The organism is Pseudomonas sp. R3-56 (assembly GCF_051132075.1).
Taxonomy (GTDB): domain Bacteria; phylum Pseudomonadota; class Gammaproteobacteria; order Pseudomonadales; family Pseudomonadaceae; genus Aquipseudomonas.
On the sequence record NZ_CP071657.1, the window covers coordinates 5821161 to 5845629 of the forward strand.

Annotated in this window: 21 protein-coding genes; 10 read left to right on the forward strand and 11 right to left on the reverse strand. The window is 61.2% G+C overall.

Annotated features, from left to right (window positions below; genetic code table 11):
- Positions 1 to 253 precede the first annotated feature (253 nt).
- A complete protein-coding gene (locus J3P96_RS26405) occupies positions 254 to 1000 on the forward strand; it encodes a DUF4123 domain-containing protein (RefSeq protein WP_434654103.1) in 747 nt (248 codons plus the stop codon).
- 118 nt (positions 1001 to 1118) lie between these two features.
- On the opposite strand, the gene J3P96_RS26410 is transcribed toward J3P96_RS26405, so the two are convergent.
- From J3P96_RS26410 to J3P96_RS26430, 5 genes are all read right to left on the reverse strand, one after another.
- Positions 1119 to 2405, reverse strand: a complete 1287-nt coding sequence (locus tag J3P96_RS26410; RefSeq protein ID WP_305497505.1) for an OprD family porin — start codon at positions 2403 to 2405, stop codon at positions 1119 to 1121.
- A 299-nt stretch (positions 2406 to 2704) separates the two neighbouring features.
- Entirely contained in the window at positions 2705 to 2905 is a 201-nt protein-coding gene (locus tag J3P96_RS26415; protein ID WP_305497506.1) for a hypothetical protein, read from the reverse strand.
- A gap of 244 nt (positions 2906 to 3149) precedes the next feature.
- Positions 3150 to 4256, reverse strand: a complete 1107-nt coding sequence (gene aguA, locus J3P96_RS26420; RefSeq protein ID WP_434654106.1) for an agmatine deiminase — start codon at positions 4254 to 4256, stop codon at positions 3150 to 3152.
- 3 nt (positions 4257 to 4259) lie between these two features.
- Positions 4260 to 5138 carry an N-carbamoylputrescine amidase gene (gene aguB, locus J3P96_RS26425; RefSeq protein ID WP_434654109.1) on the reverse strand — a complete coding sequence of 293 codons (879 nt, stop codon included), beginning with the start codon at positions 5136 to 5138 and terminating at the stop codon, positions 4260 to 4262.
- Between the two features lie 250 nt (positions 5139 to 5388).
- Positions 5389 to 8301: an aminotransferase gene (locus J3P96_RS26430; RefSeq protein ID WP_434654111.1), complete on the reverse strand. Its 2913-nt coding sequence runs from the start codon at positions 8299 to 8301 to the stop codon at positions 5389 to 5391.
- Positions 8302 to 8451: 150 nt separating this feature from the next.
- Here J3P96_RS26430 and rfbC point away from each other — a divergent pair, with 150 nt between their 5' ends.
- The 4 genes from rfbC to J3P96_RS26450 all read left to right on the forward strand — a co-directional run bounded on the left by rfbC (position 8452) and on the right by J3P96_RS26450 (position 12746).
- Positions 8452 to 9000: a dTDP-4-dehydrorhamnose 3,5-epimerase gene (rfbC, locus tag J3P96_RS26435; RefSeq protein WP_434654113.1), complete on the forward strand. Its 549-nt coding sequence runs from the start codon at positions 8452 to 8454 to the stop codon at positions 8998 to 9000.
- A 61-nt stretch (positions 9001 to 9061) separates the two neighbouring features.
- Positions 9062 to 10870 (forward strand): sensor histidine kinase, encoded by a 1809-nt coding sequence (locus J3P96_RS26440; RefSeq protein WP_434626548.1) that lies wholly within the window; start codon positions 9062 to 9064, stop codon positions 10868 to 10870.
- The gene (locus tag J3P96_RS26445) at positions 10867 to 12255 is read left to right on the forward strand and encodes a sigma-54-dependent transcriptional regulator (RefSeq protein ID WP_434654115.1); all 1389 of its coding nucleotides are present in this window, start codon (positions 10867 to 10869) and stop codon (positions 12253 to 12255) included. Before J3P96_RS26440 ends, J3P96_RS26445 begins: the two co-directional genes overlap by 4 nt.
- Positions 12256 to 12290: 35 nt before the next feature.
- Entirely contained in the window at positions 12291 to 12746 is a 456-nt protein-coding gene (locus tag J3P96_RS26450; RefSeq protein ID WP_434626550.1) for a YiiD C-terminal domain-containing protein, read from the forward strand.
- Positions 12747 to 12812: 66 nt separating this feature from the next.
- Here the strand turns inward: J3P96_RS26450 and cysQ are convergent, their stop codons facing one another.
- Both cysQ and nudE read right to left on the reverse strand, forming a co-directional pair.
- A complete protein-coding gene (cysQ, locus tag J3P96_RS26455) occupies positions 12813 to 13640 on the reverse strand; it encodes a 3'(2'),5'-bisphosphate nucleotidase CysQ (RefSeq protein WP_434654118.1) in 828 nt (275 codons plus the stop codon).
- On the reverse strand, positions 13637 to 14203 hold the full coding sequence (gene nudE, locus J3P96_RS26460; RefSeq protein ID WP_305497515.1) for an ADP compounds hydrolase NudE: 567 nt from the start codon (positions 14201 to 14203) through the stop codon (positions 13637 to 13639). The genes cysQ and nudE overlap by 4 nt, the downstream gene beginning before the upstream one ends.
- Positions 14204 to 14292: 89 nt before the next feature.
- Between nudE and yrfG the strand changes: the two genes are divergently transcribed.
- Positions 14293 to 14955: a GMP/IMP nucleotidase gene (yrfG, locus tag J3P96_RS26465; RefSeq protein WP_434570326.1), complete on the forward strand. Its 663-nt coding sequence runs from the start codon at positions 14293 to 14295 to the stop codon at positions 14953 to 14955.
- Positions 14956 to 15059: 104 nt separating this feature from the next.
- Here yrfG and lysM read toward each other — a convergent pair whose 3' ends face one another.
- Positions 15060 to 15506 carry a peptidoglycan-binding protein LysM gene (lysM, locus tag J3P96_RS26470; protein ID WP_434654120.1) on the reverse strand — a complete coding sequence of 149 codons (447 nt, stop codon included), beginning with the start codon at positions 15504 to 15506 and terminating at the stop codon, positions 15060 to 15062.
- A 135-nt stretch (positions 15507 to 15641) separates the two neighbouring features.
- Between lysM and J3P96_RS26475 the strand changes: the two genes are divergently transcribed.
- From J3P96_RS26475 to J3P96_RS26490, 4 genes are all read left to right on the forward strand, one after another.
- A complete protein-coding gene (locus J3P96_RS26475) occupies positions 15642 to 16526 on the forward strand; it encodes a LysR family transcriptional regulator (protein ID WP_305497518.1) in 885 nt (294 codons plus the stop codon).
- A gap of 93 nt (positions 16527 to 16619) precedes the next feature.
- The gene (gene fdhD / locus J3P96_RS26480) at positions 16620 to 17459 is read left to right on the forward strand and encodes a formate dehydrogenase accessory sulfurtransferase FdhD (RefSeq protein ID WP_434570333.1); all 840 of its coding nucleotides are present in this window, start codon (positions 16620 to 16622) and stop codon (positions 17457 to 17459) included.
- Positions 17456 to 19804: an FdhF/YdeP family oxidoreductase gene (locus tag J3P96_RS26485; RefSeq protein ID WP_434654122.1), complete on the forward strand. Its 2349-nt coding sequence runs from the start codon at positions 17456 to 17458 to the stop codon at positions 19802 to 19804. The genes fdhD and J3P96_RS26485 overlap by 4 nt, the downstream gene beginning before the upstream one ends.
- A gap of 239 nt (positions 19805 to 20043) precedes the next feature.
- Positions 20044 to 20526, forward strand: coding sequence for a glycine zipper domain-containing protein (locus J3P96_RS26490; protein ID WP_305497521.1), 483 nt, complete (start codon positions 20044 to 20046; stop codon positions 20524 to 20526).
- Between the two features lie 82 nt (positions 20527 to 20608).
- Here the strand turns inward: J3P96_RS26490 and J3P96_RS26495 are convergent, their stop codons facing one another.
- From J3P96_RS26495 to J3P96_RS26505, 3 genes are all read right to left on the reverse strand, one after another.
- A complete protein-coding gene (locus J3P96_RS26495) occupies positions 20609 to 21028 on the reverse strand; it encodes an acyl-CoA thioesterase (protein ID WP_434626554.1) in 420 nt (139 codons plus the stop codon).
- Positions 21029 to 21076: 48 nt separating this feature from the next.
- A complete protein-coding gene (locus J3P96_RS26500; protein ID WP_434654124.1) occupies positions 21077 to 22303 on the reverse strand; it encodes a 3-hydroxyacyl-CoA dehydrogenase NAD-binding domain-containing protein in 1227 nt (408 codons plus the stop codon).
- Positions 22304 to 22410: 107 nt separating this feature from the next.
- Positions 22411 to 24339, reverse strand: coding sequence for a RecQ family ATP-dependent DNA helicase (locus tag J3P96_RS26505; RefSeq protein ID WP_434654126.1), 1929 nt, complete (start codon positions 24337 to 24339; stop codon positions 22411 to 22413).
- Positions 24340 to 24469 lie beyond the last annotated feature (130 nt).

A 24469-nucleotide genomic window follows, 5' to 3' on the forward strand; every position in this document is an offset into this window, starting at 1 on the left:
AGAGGACCTTTTTAAAGCGAGCGCTGGTGAAAACATTGCCGCTGCCCTGAATGCGCAAAAACCGACGCAGCACAACGCAATCCGTTAGGCATTTTTCTGTGAAAAACCCTGCCCAGCCCGCCTGAAGCATTCCTGGAAATCTCTGGAGCCGCCGGCTTGCGGGCGTTCCCAATTACCTGGCTCATTCCTTGATAGACGTGCGGCTCCGGGACAAATCCTGGTTCCGACACCACCTTTCGGCAAGGAGAGCCTCATGGCGCCATCGGCGTTCACGCCCCTCGACCCCAGGACATGGCTGGCGCAACAGCCGTTGCAGGAAAACGAACACCTGTACCTGATCATCAGCGCGGCGAGCGAAGCCGATGCGCTGCAAGCCCTTCGCACTTCAGTTCTCGCTCATCCATTGCTGCCCATCTGGAGCGACACCCCCTACGCCGCCTGGCAAGCGGTGATGCCCTATGTCACCCAGCTCGAACCCGACTCGGCGTTCCTGCCATGGATCGCTGAAAACGAGACCCTCGATTGGGGCTGGCTGGCCGTGTCCCACTGCGAACCCGGCGAGGTACTGGCGCATCTGCGCAGCTTGACGCAAGTGCGGATGCCGGACGGGAACCCGGTGTTTTTTCGGTTCTGGGACGGACGATTCATTTATCCGCTGCTTGAAAAGCTCGGCGCGGCGGCCGGGCAGGTGTTGCCGACGTTCGATCGATACCTGATAAACGGCAAGGCCTTGGAGATCGGTTCAAGAAAAGTTCCGGCTGTCAAGGACTGGCCATGGTGGGACATTCCGCAGGAGGTGCTCGACATGTTGCCGGACGAGAACGGGTCCATGCACGTCGGCCTTCTGCTGCAATGGCTGGAAGAAGAGCATCCAGGTGTTCACGCCGCTTGGTCAGAAAACAATCTGAAGCAGAAAATTTCCCGTTTCGTCAGCCGGGTGGATGCTTCGCAAAACCTGCGCGATGCGCTGCTCGAGGACCTTATCCTGGAACAAGGCTGATGCTGTCAAAAAGGGTATGGGAAGAAACGCCGTCCTCTCGCCAGGAGACAACGGCATTCTTCGTCAGGCGAAGCGCGTCCCGAACCCGGTCGAGACGCGTTTCAAACAGTGTGAATCATCAAAAAACGTTAATCGGATAATCCACAAACACCCGCAGCTCATTACCGCTGACGTTGTACTCACTGGATTTCTGCGACACGCGCAGGACCGAACTGCGCAACCGTACGCTCAGGTCCTTGGCCGGGCCGCTCTGGACCACGTATTTGAACTGGTTGAAGATCTCGCGCTCGGTGCCGCCTTCACTGGTGGAGGTGGTGATGTTGTCGCCCCGCACATAGGCCACGTTGTAGGTCAGGCCCGGTACACCGAAGGTGGTGAAGTCCAGGCCGTAGCCCAGCTGCCAACTGCGTTCGTCTTCGGCGTTGAAGTCGGACCAGTAGGAGTTAGCCAGATAGATGGTGTTACCACCGTCGCCGACACGATTCTGATCACGTTGATAGCCGCCGTAGGCGTAGCCCAGGTTGCTGTCGCCGGTGCTGCGCTGGTGGGCGAGCGTGAAGCTGTGCGGGCCGGTGGCGAAAGTTGCCGCCAGGCTCCAGATTTTGTTGTCGTCACCAGTGACGCCGTTTTCGCGAACATAGCTGTCGTCCAGCTTGGTGCGATAGCCGTTGAAGTCCAAGGTGAGGGATTGGTCCTTGGCCAACGGGAACACGTAATTGGCGTTCACGTATTGCTTCTTCAATACGTCCTCGACATCCGATGCGTAGAGCGAAGCCTTGAATTGCTCGGTGAACTGGTAGCTGCCGCCGAGTACGTTGATCGATTTCAAGCCACCGCTGTCACGGCCTTCAGCGCTTTTACGGGACTCGGCGGTGAAGCGGCCGGCGTTCAATTCGAGCCCTTTGATCTCCTTGGAGGTGATCAGCGTGCCGGTGTAGCTTTCTGGCAGCAGGCGCGAATTGTCGTAGTTCAACACCGGCAGGGCGGGCATCTGGTCGCCGTAGGCCAGCACTGTGTTGGAGACACGGAATTTCACCGCGGCGCCGAATTTGGAGAGATCATCGGCCGCGTTGCCGCTGTCGCCTTTCTTGAAGAAATCGATGCCTTGGGCACCGGTGCGCCCCTTGCCGCCGTCCAGACGCAGCGCATACAAGCCGAACGCATCCACGCCTACGCCCACGGTGCCTTGGGTGAAGCCGGACGAGAATGTACCGATGGCGGCCTGGCCCCATTCGGCCTTGTCCTTGTTGCCGTCCTTGTAGTCGCGGTTGATGTAGGCGTTGCGCAACAGGACTTTCAGGCTGCTGTCTTCGACGAACCCCTTGGACTCGGACTGATCGCTGGCCATGGCGTGTGTTGTGCTCAAAATCCCCAGTGCTAGCAAAGTAAAGCGTTTGTTCAACATGATTATTTTCCTTGTACGGGTTGATACGCACCGTAACCGGCAACCGAAATGGCGCTTTTTTGCGCTCTTTTTCGGACTCTTGCTCCTGGAAATAATAAAAAGGCCCGGCCACGGATCGATCGTGTCGGGCCTTTTTATTATTTAAGAGTCATGGCTGTTGGCCACAGGCGTGGGGCGAATCCTAGTCGCGCCCCGAAGTCCGTGTCAATTTCGTGAATCTTCGGTAATCAGGCGAAAAAGCACGCCCATAAAAAAAGCGCCAGCCTTTCGGCCAGCGCTTTTTATCAATCCTTCGAATTCTATCCCTGCATGACATCCCACAACGCTTCCAGCTCCGCCTCGCTGAACAGGCCAACGGGGTAGCGCTCGATGATCATCCGGCGCGGATCAGGTTCTCTGATCTGACGCGTGCCATTGGACTTCAACCACTGCGCCAACGCTTGAAGCGACTCACCATTTACGGCCAAGGGATGGCATGTGCGCTCGCTTATCATATTCATTCCAGCGCCCTCTCCTGGTTGATGAGCGGCCAATTTATCCAAGGTTTATGACAAAACAACGCAGCTCCACTCCCCAGAACTGCACGGATGTCGATACAAGAGCTATGCCAAGGTAAACGGCTCGCCGACGAACCGCGCACAAAAAAGCCCGCGCCCCAATGGGGGCGCGGGCTTGCCAGGATGGATCCAAAAGCACCGGTGTAGAGCCGCTGCGATTGACGTCACCGGGCTGTTACGTCCCCACTCATTTTGTGTGCGCGGCAGGTTGCTGTTGGGTAAGACAATGGATATTTCCGCCCCCCAGTAACAGCTCTCGCCCAGGCACCATGATGACTTCGTGCTGGGGAAACAGGTCCTGCAGGATTTGCCTGGCCGTGCTGTCCAGTGGATCGTCGAAACTCGGGGCGATGATGCCGCCATTGACGATCAGGAAGTTCACATAAGAGCCGGCCAGACGCTCGCCAGGTTTGCGCTCCTGTGAGCCGTGCACCACGTCCACGCCGGCGCATTCTTCTTCGGTGGCATACAGCGGCCCGGGAATCGGCATTTTATGCACCGTGAACGAGCGGCCCTTGGCGTCGGTGCTGTTTTGCAGCACATCCATCGCCGCGTGGCAGCGGGCGTAGTTCGGGTCCTGCGGGTCGTCGGTCCAGGCCAGCAGCACTTCACCAGGGCGCACGTAGCAGCAGAAGTTATCCACGTGGCCGTCGGTTTCGTCATTGAACAGGCCATCGGGCAGCCAGATGATCTTGTCCACCGCCAATTGGGCACTGAGCACCGCCTCGATTTCCTGGCGGTTCAGGTGCGGGTTGCGATTGTGGTTGAGCAGGCATTCCTCGGTGGTGATCAACGTGCCTTCGCCATCGACATGGATCGAACCACCTTCGAGGACGAAGCCCTCGGTGCGGTAGCGCGGGCTGCGCTCGATTTCGAGAATCTTGCCGGCCACCAGCGAGTCCCGATTCCATGGGGAATACAGCCCACCCTCGAAGCCGCCCCAGGAATTGAAGTCCCAATCGACACCGCGCACTTCGCCGTTGTCATTGATCACGAACGTCGGGCCTGTGTCCCGGACCCAGGCGTCGTCGCTGGACATCTCCACCAGGCGAATATTCGGCACATCGAGCCGCGCCCGAGCGTTTTCGTATTGGGCGGCGGATACCGCCACGGTGACCGGCTCGAAACGGGCGATGGCCTTGGCAACCGCCACATGAGCGGCCTGCGCGGGCTTGCCGCCCAGGCGCCAGTTATCCGGGCGCTCGGGCCAGATCATCCAGACCTGAGTCTGGGGCGCCCACTCGGCAGGCATGTAAAAACCGTCCGCGCGCGGAGTGCTGTGCAAAGTTGTCATGATTCAGGACTCCAGTGAGCCGTCGAGGGTTTTGATCACGCCGTACAGGTTCGGGCGTCGATCACGGAAAGTGCCCCAGGCACTGCGAATGTGTTCCAGTTCGTCGAGGTCGAAGCTGTGTACCAGCACGCCTTCTTCGGTCTCGTTCAATTCCTGGACTTTTTCACCGAACTGATTGGCGATGAACGAGGAGCCGTAGAACGTGATGTCATAGCCATCCTGCTCTTCGTTGCCGATGCGATTGCTGGCGACCAGCGGCATCAGGTTGGCGCCGGCATGGCCCTGTTGTACACGCTGCCAATGATCGCGCGATGAAATGGTCTTGTCGTGCGGTTCGCTGCCGATGGCGGTCGGGTAAAACAGAATTTCCGCACCTTGCAACGCCATGCTGCGGGCGCACTCCGGAAACCATTGGTCCCAGCAGATGCCTACGCCGATTTTCGCATAGCGGGTATTCCACACCTTGAAGCCGGTATCGCCAGGGTTGAAATAATACTTCTCATGGTAGCCAGGACCGTCCGGGATGTGGCTCTTGCGGTAGATGCCCAGGTTGCGACCGTCGGCGTCGATGATCGCAATGCTGTTGAAACGCGCACGCCCGGCCCGTTCAAAAAAACTGATCGGCAGCACGACCTGCAGTTCTTCGGCGATTTTCTGGAAGTGCTTGATGGCGACGTTCTCGTCAACCGGAGTCGCCAACTGCAAATAATCCGGGTTCGGCTTCTGGCAGAAGTACGGCGTCTCGAACAACTCCTGGATAAGGATGACTTGCGCGCCTTGGGCAGCGGCCTGGCGGACCAGCTTTTCGGCGGTCTCGATGTTCGCTTCGAGATCCCAGGAACAGGCCATTTGCGTGGCGGCTACGGTAACGATACGACTCATGAATCATCTCCCAGGCGATGGACAGTAACGCCTTTATAGCCGATAAAAATCGGCTTTCAAAGCGTAAAAAACCATGAACATAAGAAACCCTCATAAAAATACCGACAAAAATCGAATTAACACCCAATAAACCTGTGGGAGCGAGCCTGCTCGCGAAGAGGGGGAACATTCAACATTGACGTTGACTGATCCACCGCTTTCGCGAGCAGGCTCGCTCCCACAGGAAAAACAGCGTGCTGTGCCGGATAGACTACAACCCCTCCTCCAGGGCTCTTGCCAGCATGTCGACGAAGAAGTCCACGCTCTGGCGACTGGTGACCATCGGTGGCTTGATCTTGAGGATGTTCAGGTAATCACCAGTCGGCTGCATGAAGATGCCCAACTCCCGCAGGCGATTGCACAGCGCGGTGGTTTCCTCGGTGGCCGGTTCGAGGGTGTCGCGATTGCGGATCAGCTCCACGCCCAGGTAGAACCCGGAGCCATGCACCGCTCCGACCAATGGATACTGGTCGATCAGCGCTTCCAGGCGGGCCTTGAAATGTCCGCCAACGACCCGGGCGTTTTCCCACAGGTTTTCTTCCTCCATGACGTCCAGCACTGCCATGCCGATCTGGCAACTGACCGGGCTGCCGCCGGCGGAAGAGAAAAAATATCCCTCGGCTTCCAGCGCCTCGGCGATTTCCCGGCGGGTGATGACGGCTCCCAGCGGCTGGCCGTTGCCCATGCCCTTGGCCATGGTGATGATGTCCGGCACCACGCCTTGCTCCTCGAAGCCCCAGAAAAACTCGCCCATGCGCCCGTAGCCGACTTGCACCTCGTCGGCGATACAGACACCACCGCGCTCGCGCACCAAGGCGTAGACCTGTTTCAGGTACCCCGGTGGCAGCGCGATGCCGCCGGCATTGCCATATACCGGCTCGCAGATGAAGCCGGCGAGCTGACGTTTCTGTTCGGCGATTTTTGCCAGGTTGTGCTCGACGCTGCGCACGTAGTCCGGCGCACTGTCGATACCGCGGAATTCACCACGATAGGTGTTCGGCGCCGTCACCGGGTGCACCCAGTCCGGACGGCTGCTGAGGGCCTGGGGATTGTCGGCAATGGACGTCGAGACCGCATCGGCCGCCACCGACCAGCCGTGATAGGCCTCCAGCACGCTGAGCATGTCGCGCCCGCCGCTGTAGGCCCAGGCCAGGCGGATCGCCAGGTCGTTGGCTTCGGTGCCGCTGTTGACCAGGAACACCCGGTCCATGTTCGACGGCGCCAGTGCCAGCAGGCGTTCGGAAAACTCGGCGATCGCCGCGTAGTGAAAACGCGAGTTGGTATTAAGCAGCGACCACTGCCTGGCCGCGACCGCCGCCATGCGCGGATGGCCATGGCCCAGCACCGCGACATTGTTGAGCATGTCGAGGTACGAGCGGCCCTGCATGTCGATCAGGTGGTTGCGCCAGCCGCGCTCGATGCGCGGCGGGTCGACGTAGTAGTGCTTCTGCGAACGGGCAAAACTGGCATCGCGACGGGCCAGCAGCGCCTGCGGATCGATTTCCGGCTCGGCATCGCAAGCCAGCCCCAACAGCACCGCGGGTGATGGGCAGAGCGCTTGCCAGGCCTGCGCCCGGGACGGTGTGCAGAACAATGGCGGGGCCAGATGCGCGCCCCGGCACAGCTGAACCAGCAATGGCCCAGCCACCTCGCCCACTACCTGACCCTTTGCCAGCGCGGCCTCGGGCTGCAGCGACGAGGAAACGCCCCACAAACGCACGCTCAGTTGCGGGCCATCGAGCCGCAGCAAGCCGTCAGCATCCCTGTGCAACACCCCGGCGAAGGGCGATTCCAGCGGCGTACCGTGAGGAATGTGCAGTTCCACATGGAGCGGATAAGTATCGGGCTCTTCGGCACTGTCCGCACGGGTGCGGGACAACCGATACTGCCCGTAACGGCTGGCCGCCAATCCATGCACGGCGGCGGCTTCGCTCAGCAGGCGCTGATCGATCCCCGGCTGCTCCCAATTGCCCGCCTCGAAATGCGGGCTGAGCACACCCAGGTCGATCAGGGCGAAATCACGCCCCACCAAAGTCGGCAACAGCGGTGCGAAACCCTCGTTGGCAAGGGGCGGCAGGCTATGGCCCACGGCGGCAAGGATCGCCGCTTCCATCAACTCAAGCGGCACGGAATGGGCGACGTTGAAGATTTCCCATTCATGCCTGAGGTTGTCGCGAGCATATTGGTTATCCGGGTCGACAGCGACCTGTTGCTCTCCGCTAAGTACCAGCACAGCGGCGCGGGCCACGATCAACGGCCAAAGCGCCTGGAGCTCTTCACGCTGCAACGGATTGACCGCGTGATAGGCCTTGATCGCCGGCAGGATGAAAAACGGATCTGCATCGGCATGATGCAACAGCGCCGCGCAGGTGACCGACAGATCGGTGACACGCCAGGTGCGGATCAGGTCGCCAAAATCGATGACGCCCTGCAGTTGCCATTGGCGCTGCGCATCGCGTTGCCAGACCACGTTGTCATCGGTGATGTCCATGTGGATCGCCTGCATCGGCAGGCTGGCCTTGAGCGGCTGCAAGCGCCGTTCGGCCTGCTGTGCGACGTCGGCGATCAACTGACGCCGTTGGTCATCGTCGATGACAGGCAACAGGTGTTCAATCAAGGCTGGCGCGTGGCGCGCGTCCCATTGCAGGGTTCGCTCCAGACCCGGATGATCGAACGTGGCCAGGGCCAGATCCATGTCGGCGCACAGGCGGCCCAGCCCAGTCACCAGATCAGGCGTGAGGTGTTTGAGTTGGGTGAGGGACTGGCCGTCGATGTATTCGAGCAGGCGCATGTGTATCGCTTGGCCGTCGACTTCTAGCGTCAGCAGGTCCTGGCCATTGGCGGCCTCGATAACCCGCGGCACCTTCACCGCGCCGTGCCCGGCCAACTGCTTGAGCGCGGCATGTTGGGCCTGGAGCTCCTGGACGGCGTAGTCGCCATGGCAGATTTTCAGCACGAACCGCCCGCGTTCGCTGTCGACGCGGTAGTTGAGGTCCTGATGACTGCCAAGGGGTCGCAGGTCACCGCTGAGTCCGTAATTCGAGCGCAGCAGTACCAGTGCCTGTTCGGCGCTGATCTGTGGGCTTGGCAAACTGGCACGGTGAACCAACGTGGCGAGTGGCATACAACGACCCCTGGGGTGGTTTTGTTTGGATGCCTATCTCGCCACTGAGTCGTTGGATAAGCAACCCCCTCTTTGACTCGGGGCTCGCGCCGCTCGCTGCTTTGGGCAAGAATGGGCATCCTTGCTTCTGCCATCCCATGGAGACACCCAATGAATGTAATCGCCACCGACCTGCCCGGTGTCCTGATCATCGAACCCAAGGTATTTGGTGACGAGCGCGGTTTTTTTTATGAAAGCTTCAACGCCAAGGCATTCAAGGACGCGACCGGCATCGACACTCAATTCGTGCAGGACAATCATTCCCGCTCGCAGAAAGGCGTGTTGCGTGGCCTGCATTATCAATTGCAGAACACCCAGGGCAAACTCGTGCGCGTCACCGCCGGTGAAGTGCTCGATGTGGCCGTGGACATCCGCCGCAGTTCGCCGAATTTCGGCAAATGGGTTGCGGTACGCCTCAGCGCCGACAATCACCGTCAACTCTGGGTGCCACCAGGCTTCGCCCACGGCTTTGTGGTCCTGAGTGAATTCGCGGAATTCCTCTACAAGACCACCAACTACTACGACCCGACATCCGAACGCAGCCTGCTGTGGAACGACCCTGCGCTAGACATCGACTGGCAGTTGGGGGATATCCAGCCGCAACTGTCCGGCAAGGACCTGGCGGCTTCGACCCTGGAGCATGCGGACGTCTTCGCCTGATCGAAGACGCTGGCGTGCGTCCTAGGCATAATGCGCCTGTCCCCACAGGCGCATCATGCTCATGAACTCCACTCTCCCCCGCAGACCTCGTTGGCGCAGCCTGGCACTGCTGGCCCTGTGCCTGGCGCCGTTGCTGTGGCCGCTGGAGCACCTGGCGGAGCGTTACTACCGCAGCGAGCTGGCCGGGCAGAATCGCCAGACGCTCGATCTCTACGTCGCCAACCTGTTGGGCACCCTGCACCGCTATGAAGTGCTGCCGCAGATTCTTGGCGAGCTGCCGCCCCTGCGCGCAGTCCTGTCTGCGCCGGATGATGGCGTTACCCAGGGCAATGCCAATCGATTGCTGAAGAACATCAGCGCCCAGACTGGCGCTGAAGTCATGTACTTGATGGACGCCACTGGCAAGACCCTGGCGGCATCGAACTGGGACAAGCACGACAGTTTCGTCGGGCGCAATTTTGCTTTCCGCCCTTACTACATCGAAGCCATGGCCGGGCGTCTTGGACGCTTCTTCGGCCTGGGCACCACGTCGGGCAAGCGCGGTTACTTCTTTGCCGCCGCCGTACGTGATCGCGAAAAAGTCATTGGCGTACTGGTGGTCAAGGTCGACCTGGACCACACCGAAAGCCTGTGGGGCAAGACCCCTGAGCAATTGCTGGTGACCGACCATAATGGCGTGGTCATTCTGACTTCACGCCAGGAATGGCGGTTTCGCGCAACCCGCCCTTTGAGCACCGAAGAGAGCAAGGCAATCAGCGCGGTCCAACCCTACCCGACCCGCGATCCGAAGCCGCTTCATCTGGACGCCAATGCCTGGCTGACCCAGACCCAGGTCATCGAAGAGACTGGCTGGAACGTGAGCATCCTGGCCCCGCGAACGCTGATCGATCGTCCGGTGCGCACGGTGGTGGTCATTGGTGGCTCGGCGTTGCTGGTCTTGATGTTGCTGCTCGGGTTGATGATGCAGCGCCGGCGCCATTACCTGGAACGGATCGCCTTCGAAGCCAAGGCCCGGCATGAGCTGGAAGGTCGGGTGGCGGAACGCACCAGTGACCTGGAAGGCCTCAACCGGCGCCTGCGCCAGGAAGTGCTGGAGCGCGAGCAGGCCCAGCAGGAGCTGGTCCGCGCCCAGGACGACCTGGTGCAGGCCGGCAAGCTGTCGGCCCTGGGCACCATGTCGGCGAGCATCAGCCATGAACTCAACCAGCCGCTGGCGGCCATTCGAAGCTACGCGGAAAACGCCGGGATCCTGCTTGACCATCAGCGCACCGACGACGCCCGGGGCAATCTCAAGCTGATCAGCGAACTGACCGGGCGCATGGCCTCGATCATCGCCCATTTGCGCGCTTTTGCCCGCCGCGACCGCCACGCGCCGGAAAGCGTCGCCCTGCAACCGGCGCTGGACGATGCCTTGGCGCTGCTCGCCAAACGTCGGCGCAGTATGGAAGTGGAACTGATCCGTGACCTGCCGGCCGCCACCTTGTGGGTCGAGGCCGGCGAAACACGCTTGCGCCAGGTGCTGGGCAACCTGCTGGCAAACGCCCTTGATGCCCTGACCGAAAAGGGCCCGCCGCGCAGACTCTGGCTCAGTGCCCAGGCAACGGAAACCGGCGTCAACCTGTACATACGCGATAACGGCCCGGGGTTCTGCATGGAAGCCCTGGGCCGGGCCGGCGAGCCTTTTTATACCACCAAGACCCGCACCCAGGGCCTTGGCCTGGGGCTGGCGATCTGCGACACCCTGATGCGCGCCTTCGGCGGCGAGCTGTTGTTCGCCAATCACAAGGAAGGTGGCGCCCTGATTACCCTGAAGCTGCGCGCGGGCGCGCCCGGGGTGAGCCTGCAACCGTCCGAGGACCGTAGTGTATGACCATCGATAACCAGATTGAGGTGGTGCTGATCGACGACGATCCCCACCTGCGTCAGGCCTTGAGCCAGACCCTCGACCTGGCCGGCCTGAAGATCCTGCCCCTGGGCGAGGCCAATGGCCTGGCCGGGCAATTGCCGCGAGACTGGCCCGGCGTGGTTGTCAGCGACATTCGCATGCCCGGCATGGACGGCCTTGAACTGCTGAACCAGCTGCACGCCCAGGATCCGGACCTGCCGGTCCTGTTGATCACCGGCCACGGCGATGTACCGCTGGCGGTCCAGGCAATGCGCGCCGGGGCCTATGACTTCCTGGAGAAGCCCTTCGCCAGCGATCATCTGCTCGACAGCGTTCGCCGAGCCCTGGCCTTGCGCCGCCTGGTCCTGGACAACCGCAGCCTGCGCCTGGCCCTTAGTGACCGGCATGAGCTCAGCGCCCGCCTGGTTGGCCAATCGGCGCCCATGCTGCGCCTGCGCGAGCAGATCGGCGCCTTGGCGGCGACCCGCGCCGACGTGTTGATCCTTGGTGAAACCGGGGCCGGCAAGGAAGTGGTCGCCCGCGCACTGCACGACCTTTCAAGCCGGCGCAACGGGCCGTTCGTGGCGATCAACGCTGGCGCCCTGGCCGAGTCGGTGGTGGAAAGCGAACTGTTCGGCCACGAGCCCGGCGCCTTCACCGGCGCGCAAAAACGCCGTATCGGCAAGTTCGAATTCGCCAATGGCGGCACATTGTTCCTCGATGAAATCGAAAGCATGAGCCTGGACGTACAGGTCAAACTGCTGCGCCTGCTGCAAGAGCGCGTAGTGGAACGGCTGGGGGGCAACCAGCAGATCCCGCTGGATATCCGCGTCATCGCCGCCACCAAGGAAGACCTGCGCCAGGCCGCCGACCAGGGCCGTTTTCGCGCCGACCTGTATTACCGCCTGAACGTCGCGCCGCTGCGCATTCCACCGTTGCGCGAACGCGGCGAAGATGTGCTGGTGCTGTTCCAGCACTTTGCCAACGAAGCCAGCACCCGCCATGGCCTGCCGCCGCACGAACTGCAGCCGCCCCACCGGGCGCTGCTGTTGCGCCACAGCTGGCCGGGTAACGTGCGCGAATTGCAGAACGCCGCCGAACGTTTTGCCCTGGGCCTGGAACTGGCGTTGGACAACAGCGCGCCGGACAGCGGCCCCGCTGCGGTGGATGTGATCAGCGGCGGCCTGAGCGAGCAGGTGGAGAACTTTGAAAAAACCCTGATCGCCGCCGAACTGGCCCGTTCCCACAGCTCCGTACGCAGTCTCGCCGAAGCCCTGGGCATTCCGCGCAAGACGCTGCACGACAAGTTGCGCAAACACGGGCTGAACTTCGGCGACAGCAGCCATGGCCCGACCGAAGAGTCGGATTGAGCTCCACCCTTTCACTTTCAGCCAAGAGGGCCTGCATGAACCGCGACAGCCACTACCTGGAAACGATCCTGCACCGGGACATCCCTCTGACGCAGGACATGGGACTGAAGGTGCTCGGCTGGCAAGCCCGACAGCTACGCTTGTTCCTGCCGATCGCAGCCAACGTCAACCACAAGAGCACCATGTTCGGCGGCAGCCTGTATTGCGGCGCCGTGCTCGGTGGCTGGGGCTGGCTGCACCTGGCGCTGCGCGAGGAAGGCATCGAAGACGGGCACATTGTGATCCAGGAAGGGCAGATCAGTTATCCGCTACCGGTTACCCGCGACGCGACCGTCATCTGTGAGGCGCCCGATGAAAAGACCTGGACGCGTTTCCTGGCCACTTATCGTCGCTACGGACGGGCAAGGCTGGCCTTGCAGACGCAGGTGGTAAATGTGGATAGCAAGGACGTGGCGGTGCAGTTTGAAGGGCAGTACGTTTTGCACCGTTGATGGATAGCGCACCGAATCTCTGTGGTGAGGGGATTTATCCCCTCGCCACAAAGGATCCAGCCGGGCTCAAGAACGAGCCAGCTCCAGCAACTTCCCACGCCACGCCGCTTTCGCCGGAAGCGCCAGGAAAGACGTATTCAACAACGACTCGCGCGCCGGATAACAGAACGGCTGGCCCTGCAGGTCCAATACCTCGCCGCCCGCGCCCTCCAGCACGCCCTGGGCAGCGGCGGTGTCCCACTGCGACGTCGGCGCCAGACGCGGATAGCAATCCGCCGCGCCTTCGGCCACCAGGCAGAACTTCAGCGAACTGCCGATACTGGTCAATTGCAGCGCCCCCAGGCTTTCGCTCAAACCGGCCAGCAGGCGTTCCTGCTCCGGGCTGGTATGACGGCGGCTCGCGACCACCGTAAAGGCTTCACCGGGTGCCAGCACGTTACGCACCGCAATGGCCGCAGGCTCGGCATCCCTGTCGCCGCGCCACGCCCCCAGGCCCGCACCGCCGGCATAATAACGACCGTTGGTGGGCATCGACACCACCCCGAACACCACTCGTCCGTCCTCGATCAGGGCGATATTGACGGTAAATTCCTCGCTGCCGGAAATGAATTCCTTGGTGCCGTCCAGCGGATCCACCAGCCACCAGCGTTGCCAGCCGGCGCGGACGCTTTGCGCAATATCGGCATCCTCTTCGGAAAGGATCGGGATATCCGGCGCCAGGGCTTTGAGCCCGGCCACGATCACATGGTGAGCTGCCATGTCCGCGGCGGTCACCGGCGATTCGTCGGCCTTGCGCACGACCTCCACATCGGCCCGCCAGAAGGGCAGGATCGCGTCGCCAGCCGTGAGCGCCAGCTCGATAACCGGGGCCATCAGGGGATGCGGAAAATTCATGGCAGGTAAGCTCCGCGCTGAGTCAGCAGATCGCGGGCCAGGTACAACGCCGCCAACGCCCGGCCCTCGGTGAATTGAGGGTTCTGCGCCAGGGCCGACAGCTCGCCCAGGTTGACCTTGTCCACACGCATTGGCTCGGGTTCGTCGCCTTCCAGACGCTCTTCGTACAGATCGGTCGCCAGCACCACCTGGATCTTCTGGCTCATGTAGCCGGGAGACAATGACAACTCAGTCAGGTGTTCCAGTTGACGGGCGCCAAAACCGGCTTCCTCCTTGAGTTCGCGCTCGGCCGCCGCCAGCACATCTTCACCCGGCTCGATCAGGCCCTTGGGCAGGGACCATTCGTAGGCCTCGGTACCGCCGCAATACTCTTCCACCAGCACCGCATGGTCGGCGTCGAGCATCGCCACGATCATCACCGCACCGTAACCTGCGCCCTTGCCCGCCAGGCGTTCGTAGGTGCGTTCCACACCGTTGGAAAAACGCAGTTTCAGTTCTTCCACGCAAAACAGGCGGCTGGTGGCGACGATCCGTCGGTCGAGTATGGTGGGTGTCTGGCGCATAAACGGCTCCCTGGGCGATAGCAGGCTACTATACCCGGCCTATCCTGATTGTTTGCGTCGGATATCTGATTACCGCTGGAGAAGTTTTTATGGCGTTGTTGCCCTGGCACGAGATCGATACGGTTCTGCTGGACATGGACGGCACCCTGCTGGACCTGCATTACGACAACCACTTCTGGCTGGAGCACCTGCCCCAGCGCTATGCCGAACTGCATGGCGTCAGCCGGGCCATGGCGGAGATGGAACTGCAGCCGCTGTTCGAGCGCAACGCCGGCCAGTTGCAGTGGTACTGCCTGGATTTCTGGAGTGCCGAGCTGAAGCTGCCGGTGCGCGAACTGAAGCTGGAAACCGCCCACCTGATCGCCCTGCGCCCGGACGCCGATACGTTTCTGGCAGCCATCCAGCAGGCCGGCAAACGGGTCGTGATGATCACCAACGCCCACCGCGACTCGTTGTCCCTGAAGCTGGAACGCATCGAACTGGCCCGGTATTTCGAGCGGTTGATCAGCTCCCACGACTACGGTTTTCCCAAGGAAAGCCCGCAATTCTGGGACGCACTGCAAGCCGACCTGGACTTCGACCCGGCCCGCAGCCTGTTCATCGACGATACCCTGCCGGTATTGCGCAGCGCCCGGGATTTTGGCATCGCACATTTGCTGGCGGTCAGCGAGCCGGACAGTCGCAAGGGGCCGAAGGATACGGGGGAGTTCGATGCCGTCAGAGATTATCGGGACTTGATTGCCGGGCTTTGAACCGCACCGTCCTCATCGCGGGCAGGCTCGCTCCCACCTTGGCTCGCGGCGAACCAGTAATCTCCGTGGGAGCGAGCCTGCTCGCGACAAGGACAGCGCAGTGCTCAATTCTTTTCAGGGATACGCAATACCTGCCCCGGATATATCTTGTCCGGGTGCGACAGCATCGGCTTGTTGGCTTCAAAAATTTTGTTGTATTGGTTCGCGTCGCCATACTCGGCCTTGGATATGGCGCTGAGCGTATCGCCCTTCTTCACTGTCACGAAACGCGCAGCCTTTGCCACCGGCCCCGTCACGGTGATCTGGTCGTCAACGCTACCGACACCCTGGATGTTGCCAACAGCCAGCAAGATTTTTTCTTTCTCTTCCTGGCTTGCGACTTCACCCGTGACGGTGACTTTGTCGCCCTCAACAGTCGCCTGTACATTCGGATTGCCCAGCCCGACTTTGCTGATGTGCTCTTTCAATTGCTCGCTGGCATTGGCATTACCTGGGGTCAGCAGATTGATAAGCTTTTCCCCCGCTTCCTTCACAAAACTAAAAATACTCATGGCACATGCTCCTTGGTTTAAATGTCCAGACGCAAAAGACTAGACCAAGCCAACCGACCCCGTTTCCCAGCCGACCAATGACCTCGCCACCGTCAAGGCGCTAGAATCCGAATCTTCCCGCGCCCAGGAGCGAAGATGGACATCAAGCAGCTGAAATTTCTTATCGCGCTCGAAGAAACCCGCCACTTCGGCCAGGCTGCCGCCCGCTGTCACATCACCCAGCCCACTTTGTCGATGCGCCTGCGCAGCCTGGAGGAGGAGCTGGGTTTGCCACTGGTCAATCGCGGCCAGCGCTTCGAGGGTTTTACCGCACCGGGTGAGCGGGTGCTGGCCTGGGCGCGCACGGTGTTGGCGGCCTACGACGGACTACAGGCCGAAGCGGCGGCCTGTCGCGGCAACCTGGTGGGCACGCTGCGCCTGGGCGTGGTTCCGCTGTCGGATTTCGACCCGCTGGCGATGATGCAGCGCCTGCACACCGACCATCCCAGCCTGCGTTTCGAATTGTCGTCCCTGAGCTCCGAACGCATTCTCGAACAATTGGCGAACAACCGGATCGACCTGGGCATTTCCTACCTGGAACGTCTGGACAACGAGCGTTTCGAAGCCCTGCCCTTCGCCCATACCCGTATGGGCCTGCTATACGACCAACGGTTTTTCTTTTTTGGCGAAGAACCGCTGAGCTGGGAAGCACTGGTGGAGCTGCCCCTGGGTATGCTCACCAGCGGCATGCATTTTCGCCAATCCATCGACCATCACTTCCACAGCCGGGGGCTGACACCCCAACCGCTGCTGCAAACCGACGCGGTGCACCAATTGTTACAAGCTGTGCACGGCGGACTGTGTTGCGCCGTGGTACCGCTGGAAAGCGGGCTGAAGCTCACCGAAGACCTGCGAATCCAGCCCATCGACAGCGCCCAGACGCTGGTCCCGCTGGGGCTGATCATGCGGCGCGGTGCCCCACGCTCGGCATTGGCGGAGGCTTGTTTCGCCCTTTATCAGCAATCAGTAACCATTCCTTGATCGACGTCATCTATTGAAGGATCAGTAATAGCGATTAGACGTGGCAGATTGCCGCATTTAGTCTTAGGACTATTCCTACTCTCAGTGATGCCCATGAACGACAAGCCTCCGGTCTGTCCTGCGCCTGCCTTGGAAGCCTCCAAGCCAGCCGCCAGCCAGAGCTATCGCTACTGCAACCTGGACCACTCGCAATCGGACAGCGCCGCGCTGGCCGAGGAAGTGGCGTTGGCGATTGCCTATAACGGCATCAGCCAAGCGGTAATGCTGGTCACGCCCACTGACCTGGAAGATTTTATCGTCGGCTTCAGCCTCGGCAGCGGCATCATCGAAGACCCGGCGGATATCTACGACCTGCAACTGAGCGGAGCCGGTTCCGCGCAATATGCCCAGGTCACCATTGCCAACCGCGCCTTCTGGAACCTCAAGCAACAACGCCGGCAACTGGCCGGCACCAGCGGTTGCGGGCTGTGCGGGGTCGAGGCGGTGGAACAGGCGCTGCCCAACCTCAAGACGCTGCCGGGCGCACCGCTGCCACCGGCGCAATGGCTTGACGGCCTGCGCCAGCGCATCGGCCAGTTCCAACCCCTGGGCCAGCACTGCGGCGCGGTACACGCGGCGCTGTTCATGAATGACCAGGGTGAACTGCTGCTGGGCCGCGAAGACATCGGTCGCCACAACGCCCTCGACAAATTGATCGGTGCGCTGATCCGGCAGCAGATCCCGATAGCGGGGGGCCTGGCGATCGTCACCAGCCGCTGCAGCCTCGAATTGATTCAAAAAGTATTGCGTGCGGGCATCCAGACGCTGGTCAGCCTGTCGTCGCCCACGGGCCTCGCCGTGCAGTGGGCTCGCCAACACAACCTCAACCTCATCCACCTGCCGCAAAAAAGTGCGCCGCGGGTCTACAGCCCTGCGATGGAGAATCAAGCGTGAGCAATTATCAACAAGCCAACCAGAAACCCACACCGCGCTACAAGCCTTACAAGGGCCCGGCCGGCGGTTGGGGCGCGCTGATCAGCGTCGCCCAGGCCTGGCTGACCAGCGATAACGCGCTGAAAAACATTCGCATGATGCTCAAGACCAACCAGAACGGCGGTTTCGACTGCCCTGGCTGCGCCTGGGGTGACTCGCCGGAAAGCGGCATGGTGAAGTTCTGCGAGAACGGCGCCAAGGCGGTGAACTGGGAAGCGACCAAGCGTCGTGTCGACGCGGCTTTTTTCGCCAAGCACAGCGTGACGTCGTTGCTGGAGCAGAGCGACTACTGGCTCGAATACCAGGGCCGCCTGACGGAGCCTATGAGCTACGACGCGCAAACCGACCGCTACAAGCCCATCAGTTGGGAAGCCGCGTTCGCGATGATCGGCAAACACTTGCAAGGGCTTTCCAGCCCGAGCCAGGCCGAGTTCTACACCTCGGGCCGCGCGAGCAATGAAGCGGCTTATTTGTACCAGCTGTTCGTGCGCGCCTATGGCACCAACAATTTCCCCGACTGCTCGAACATGTGCCATGAGGCCAGCGGCGTGGCCCTGTCTCAAAGTGTCGGGGTGGGCAAGGGCACGGTAACCTTTGACGACTTCGAGCATGCCGACGCGATTTTCGTCTGGGGCCAGAACCCCGGCACCAACCACCCGCGGATGCTCGAGCCGCTGCGCGAAGCAGTGAAGCGCGGCGCCCAAGTGGTGTGTATCAACCCGCTGAAAGAGCGTGGTTTGGAGCGCTTCCAACATCCGCAACACCCGCTGGAAATGCTCACCAACGGCGACAAACCCACCAACACCGCGTATTTCCGCCCAGCTCTGGGCGGCGACATGGCCGTGCTGCGGGGCATGGCGAAGTTCCTGCTGCAATGGGAACGTGACGCGCAAAACAGCGGCGCCCCTGCGGTATTCGATCATGCGTTCCTCAACGAGCACAGCGCCAACGTCCTGGATTACCTGGCGGTGGTCGACGACACCCCTTGGGAGCAGATCGCCGAGCAATCCGGGTTGACGCTCGCCGAAATCGAACAAGCGGCGCGCATGTACGCCAAGGCCAAGAACGTGATCATGTGCTGGGCGATGGGTATCACCCAGCACCGCCATTCGGTGGCGACGATCCAGGAAATCGCCAACCTGATGATGCTGCGCGGCAACATTGGCAAGCCAGGCGCCGGCCTGTGCCCGGTGCGTGGCCACAGTAACGTGCAAGGCGACCGGACCATGGGAATCAACGAGCGCCCGCCCGTTGCATTCCTCGACGCTCTGGAACGGCGCTTCCAGTTCAAGGTACCGCGTGAAAACGGCCACAACGTGGTCGAGGCGATCCACGCCATGGCCGAGGGTCGGGCCAAGGTGTTCATCGCCCTGGGCGGCAACTTCGCCCAGGCTACGCCAGACAGCCACCGGACCTTCCAGGCGTTGGGCAATTGCGACCTGACGGTCCAGATCAGCACCAAGCTCAACCGCAGCCACCTGGCCCATGGCAAGGAAGCGTTGATCCTGCCATGCCTGGGCCGGACTGACATTGACCTGCAAGCCGATGGCCCGCAGGCGGTGACGGTGGAGGACTCCTTCAGCATGGTCCACGCTTCGAACGGCCAACTGCAGCCACTGTCGGACCAGATGCGCTCCGAGCCGTGGATCATTGCCGGCATCGCCGCCGCCACCCTGGGCAGCCGCCCGGTGGATTGGAACTGGCTGGTGGCCGATTACAGCCGCATCCGCGACCTGATCGCCGAGACCATCCCTGGCTTCAAGGATTTCAACGAAAAACTCAAGAACCCCGGCGGCTTCTACCTGGGTAACAGCGCGGGGGCACGTCGCTGGAACACGCCTTCGGGCCGCGCCAACTTCAAGCCCAACCTGTTGCCGACCGACCTGATCCACGAACGCACCCGGGCTACAGGCCAATTGCCGGACCTGATCCTGCAATCCATGCGCTCGCATGACCAGTACAACACCACGATCTATGGCCTCGATGATCGCTATCGTGGCGTGAAGGGCCAACGTGACGTGTTGTTCGTCAACGAAGCGGACATCATCCGCCTGGGCTTCAAGCCAGGGCAGAAGGCAGACATCGTCTCGCTCTGGGATGACGGCCGCGAGCGCCGGGTCAAGGGCTTTACCCTGTTGGCCTTTGATATCCCGGCCGGACAGGCTGCCGCCTATTACCCTGAAGTGAACCCGCTGGTGCCGCTGGAAAGCACCGGCGACGGCAGCCACACCCCGACCTCGAAGTTCGTGGCTATCCGCCTGGAGGCCGCAAGCGAGAACGGGTTGATCATGGCCAAGTCGGCCTGAAGCAGTTCCGAGGGGTGATTCTGGCCCCTCGGGCACTTTTCCAACGGACACAAAAAAGGCCGTTTTCCAAAAAAAACGGCCTGTCCGAAGTAGCTAAAGACCTGCGAAATAACGTTAAGTTCCGCCGAAAAAACAGTAACTTAGAGAATTGTGCACAAGTCGTGTTACTCGTCGGATTTCGATTGTAACCAAGCGAAGCCAGCCTCAGGATCGCGCCGTCATCCCTTTGAGGCTCCTCTATGAAGTTCTCCTCCATTCTCTTGTTGTCCCTTGGCCTGATCAGTGGCGTCGCATCTGCCGGCGGTACCGCCGAAGCAGGTGTAGGCGGCGCATTGGGCGGGGTTTTGGGTTCGGTCGTCGGCCAGTCCCTGGGCGGCAACACCGGTTCCACTATCGGCGCGGCCCTGGGCGGCGCAGGTGGCAGTGCGGTCGGTGCCGATAAACGCAGCCGCGGCGAAGCGGCTATTGGCGGCGCGCTGGGCGCAGCCGGCGGCAACGTGGTTGGCCGCAGCGTGGGCGGCAGCACGGGTAGCCTGATCGGTGCCGCAGCGGGCGGTGGCGCCGGTGGCGCACTGGGTAACTACATGGGCAAGGACGACGATGACGACCGTTATGAAGGTCGCCGTGGTGATCGCCGCTACTACCGTGACGGCCACCCGGGTCGCGGCCATGCTTACGGCCATCGCAAGCATAAGCACAAACATCGCTATCACGACGATTGACGGCTGGCTTGATCCAGACCGTTGAATGATCGCAGCCTTCGGCCCTTCTCGCAGAGACGACCGAAGGCTGCGATTTTCGTTTTCAGGCCACCAACCGCTCCAGCGCCCCGCGTAGCCGATCGGGAATCGCCACTGGCCGATTCGACGTCCGGTCTACGAATACATGCACGAAACGCCCCGCCGCACAGGCCTCCTCCTCACCCGCCTTGAACACCGCCAGCTCATATTGCACTGAACTATTGCCCAGCTTCCCGACTCGCAGGCCGATTTCGATCCGGTCCGGGAAAGCGATCGAGGCAAAATAATCGCAGGCTGAACTCACGACGAAGCCCACCACCTCCCCGTCATGGATATCCAGGCCGCCGGTCTCGATCAGATAGGTATTCACCGCTGTATCGAAAAAGCTGTAGTAGGTGACGTTATTGACGTGACCGTACACATCGTTGTCATGCCAGCGTGTAGTCACTGGCTGGAAATGCAGATACTCGGCGCGTTGGGGCATCACTTGTCCTTGGTCAGGCTATCTGAGGCGTTGTGCAGGGTGCAGATACTATCGCTGCGAGAAGCTCTTGCCTTGCGCAGCCAGCTCGCCAATCAGACGGGCAGGCTTCCATTGGTCCCCCTGCTTCGTCTCGAGCTCCAGCAACCGTGCATGGATGTCTTCGAGGCCCTGCTGATCCGCCCAGGCCATCGGACCGCCCTTGTCCGCCGGGAAGCCATAGCCATTGAGATAAACCAGGTCGATGTCGCGGGAAGACTCGGCAATGCCCTCCTGGAGGATCGTCGCACCTTCATTGACCAATGCCAGCAAGCAGCGCTCCAGAATCTCCTCGGCAGCTATTTCGCGGCGCTGAAACCCCAGCTCCTCACTGACCCGCAGCACCAGCGCATCGACCTCCACATCCTGCTCAGCCTGGCGGCTGCCCGGCTCATAGTGGTAGTACCCGTTACCACTCTTCTGGCCGAACCGCCCCATCTCGCACAGGCGGTTGTCCACTTGCACTTCGGGCGCATCCTGACCTTTACCCGCCAACTCGCGCGCGCGCCACTCCAGGTCGATCCCAACCACGTCATACATGCGGAACGGCCCCATGGCAAAGCCGAAACCCTGCAGCGCGGCATCGACCTGATGGGGAAACGCTCCCTCCAGCAGCATCTTGCGCGCCTCCAGCACATAGGGATGAAGCATCCGGTTGCCGATAAACCCGTGGCAATTGCCCGAAACCACGCTCACCTTGCCCATGCGTTTGCCCAGCGCCAGGGCGGCATCCAGCGCCGGCCGGGAGGTTTGCGCGCCACGAACGATTTCGAGCAATTTCATGATGTGCGCCGGGCTGAAGAAATGCAGGCCCAGCACCTGGGTCGGCCTGCGCGTGGCGGCGGCAATCGCATCGATGTCCAGCGCCGAGGTGTTGCTTGCCAGGATTGCCTCGGGCTTGAGCATGCCGTCCAGCTCGCGAAAGATCTTCTGCTTGAGTTCAAGGTTCTCGTAGACCGCTTCGATGACCAGATCCACGTTGCGGATTGCCGCGTAGTCGTCCGCCCGAGCTATTCGGGCGATGCGCGCATCGGCTTCGCCTTGGTCAATGCGTCCCTGGCGCACGTTGTGGGCATAGGTGTCGGCCACCGCCGCCAGCGCCTGCTCAAGCATTTGCGGATTATTGTCGACCCACTGCACCGTAACGCCGGCATTGGCCAGGCACATCACGATGCCTCGCCCCATGGTGCCCGCCCCGACCACCGCGGCGCGCTGGATATCAAAGGATGTCTGGCTCATGTCTGCTCTCTTGTTGGTGATCCAAAGACAGCGTTCACCTTAGTCAGCCGGCGGATATTTTTGAAATTTATTCGTGTGATGCCGGGCATTCAGCGGATGGATGCAGCTCACAGGTGTGCCTGGGCCCAGTGGCGAACTTCGGCGTACGGATACTGCTCCAGAGCGGCATATCCGTGAATCGTTCGCGCCTTCAGCTTGGTGAACAGCGGTACGCTGATGCCGCAGAAGAATCGGGTCAGCCGCTCGACGGAAGGCACGTCGCCCGTATGCTGCTCATGCTTGTGGATAAAGTCGTCGCACAGACTTTCGAAATTTTTATCCACAAGGGATGGCAGCGGCGGTGGTTCCGGCAATCGAGCGACATGCCCATGGCATACCGAGCAGTGGCCGCACTGTCGCGGCGCGTTTTCATCCCCGAAATACTCCGCCAATCTATAACCGAGGCAGCGGTCCGTGGCGAACAATTCGAGCATGGCATGGATCCGCGCAATCTCGGTTTCCTCATGCCGAGTGAAATCAGCGTGCAGCTCGGCACTTAACAGCCCTGAATCGAAATCGGCGTCGAGAACGCTGTAGACCTCGGTCATCTGCTTGCTTTCCAGCTCGATCCAGCCTTTCTCCTCGAAATAATCCAGCGCCTTGACCACTCGACTTCGATCCGCGTGGTACTGCTGGTACATCCCCTCGAAATTCACCGTAGCCCAGGTACGGGCCCGACTGGAGGTTTGGATGATGGCCGAGACAAAGTCCCTTCGCTCGCCCTCGAAGCGCTCCAGCAGTGCCTGCGGCTCGGTCAGGAACTTGAAGCGGTACTCGGCGTAGTAGGCATAGCGCGGCGCAACCAGCCCACGCAGTTCCAGTTGGACCAGCAGCGTTTTGAGCGGCAGTTGCCGGATATTGCTCTGATCAGCCAATGGTCCCAGCAGGAATTCCCATTGCCCGTCGCGGCGGGCAGTCTTCAGCTCATCAAGCACGCACCGGATGCCGGAAAGCTCCGGCGTATCGCCATAGACGAAATTTTCCAGAATGTTGAGGCTGTCCCGGTTGGCCAGTACCAGGCAATCGGACGGCTGCCCATCCCGTCCCGCTCGACCGATTTCCTGGCTGTAGTTCTCGATGGACTTGGGCAGATCGAAATGTACGACGTTACGGATATCGCTCTTGTCGATCCCCATGCCGAACGCGATCGTTGCAACAATGCAATTGGACTGCCCGCCCATGAATCGCCGTTGGATGGCTTCGCGCTGCTCATGGGGTAAGCCGGCGTGATAAGCCTCGGCACCGATTCCGTGCTGGCTCAGCTCCCCGGCAATCTGTTCGGCGGTTCGCTGCAAGGTGACATAGACGATGCTCGGCTGCCCGGCGCGCTCGCCCAGCCATTGCACCAGCCTGTGCCGCTTGTCCTCGCCACGCACGGGCTCCACCAGCAAATTGAGGTTGGGACGGTAGAAGCCGGTCGTCACCACGTCGGTGGCGACGATAGCGAACTTCGCCTGCATGTCGCCGATAACCTTGGGCGTTGCAGTGGCTGTCAGCAGCAGTACCTGGGGAATGTTGAATTGACGCTGGTAATCGGGAAGCTTGAGGTAATCGGGGCGGAAGTTGTGGCCCCACTCGGAAATGCAGTGGGCCTCATCCACCACCAGCAACGAAATCGGTACCTGCTGCAAGAAATTGCGAAAGCGCTCGTTCTTCAGCCGCTCCACCGAAACCATCAGCACCTTCAACTCGCCCGAACGGGCCCGCGCCATGGCGTCGCTGGCTTCGTCACGACTCTGGGCCGAGTCGATACTCGCCGCCGCGATACCGTGGCGATGCAAGAACGCCAACTGGTCCTGCATCAGCGCCAACAGCGGCGAGACCACCAGGGTCAGGTGCGGCAACAACAGGGCGGATAACTGATAACAAAGAGACTTGCCGGACCCGGTAGGAAAAATAGCCGCCGCCGACCGCCCGGCGAGGATCGCGCGAATGGTGGCTTCCTGGCCGGGGCGAAACTGTGGATAACCGAAAACCTGTTCCAGGGTGCTGTGCATAAAGCGGTCGCTCCTTTGACTGCTGTGGTGCCAGAAGCCTAGTCGGGCAGCGCAGCGAGTCGAGAAAAGGTCGGGGTAAATACGATACCGGATGATACAGCCTGCCTACCTGTTTGCATGACCACAGGGC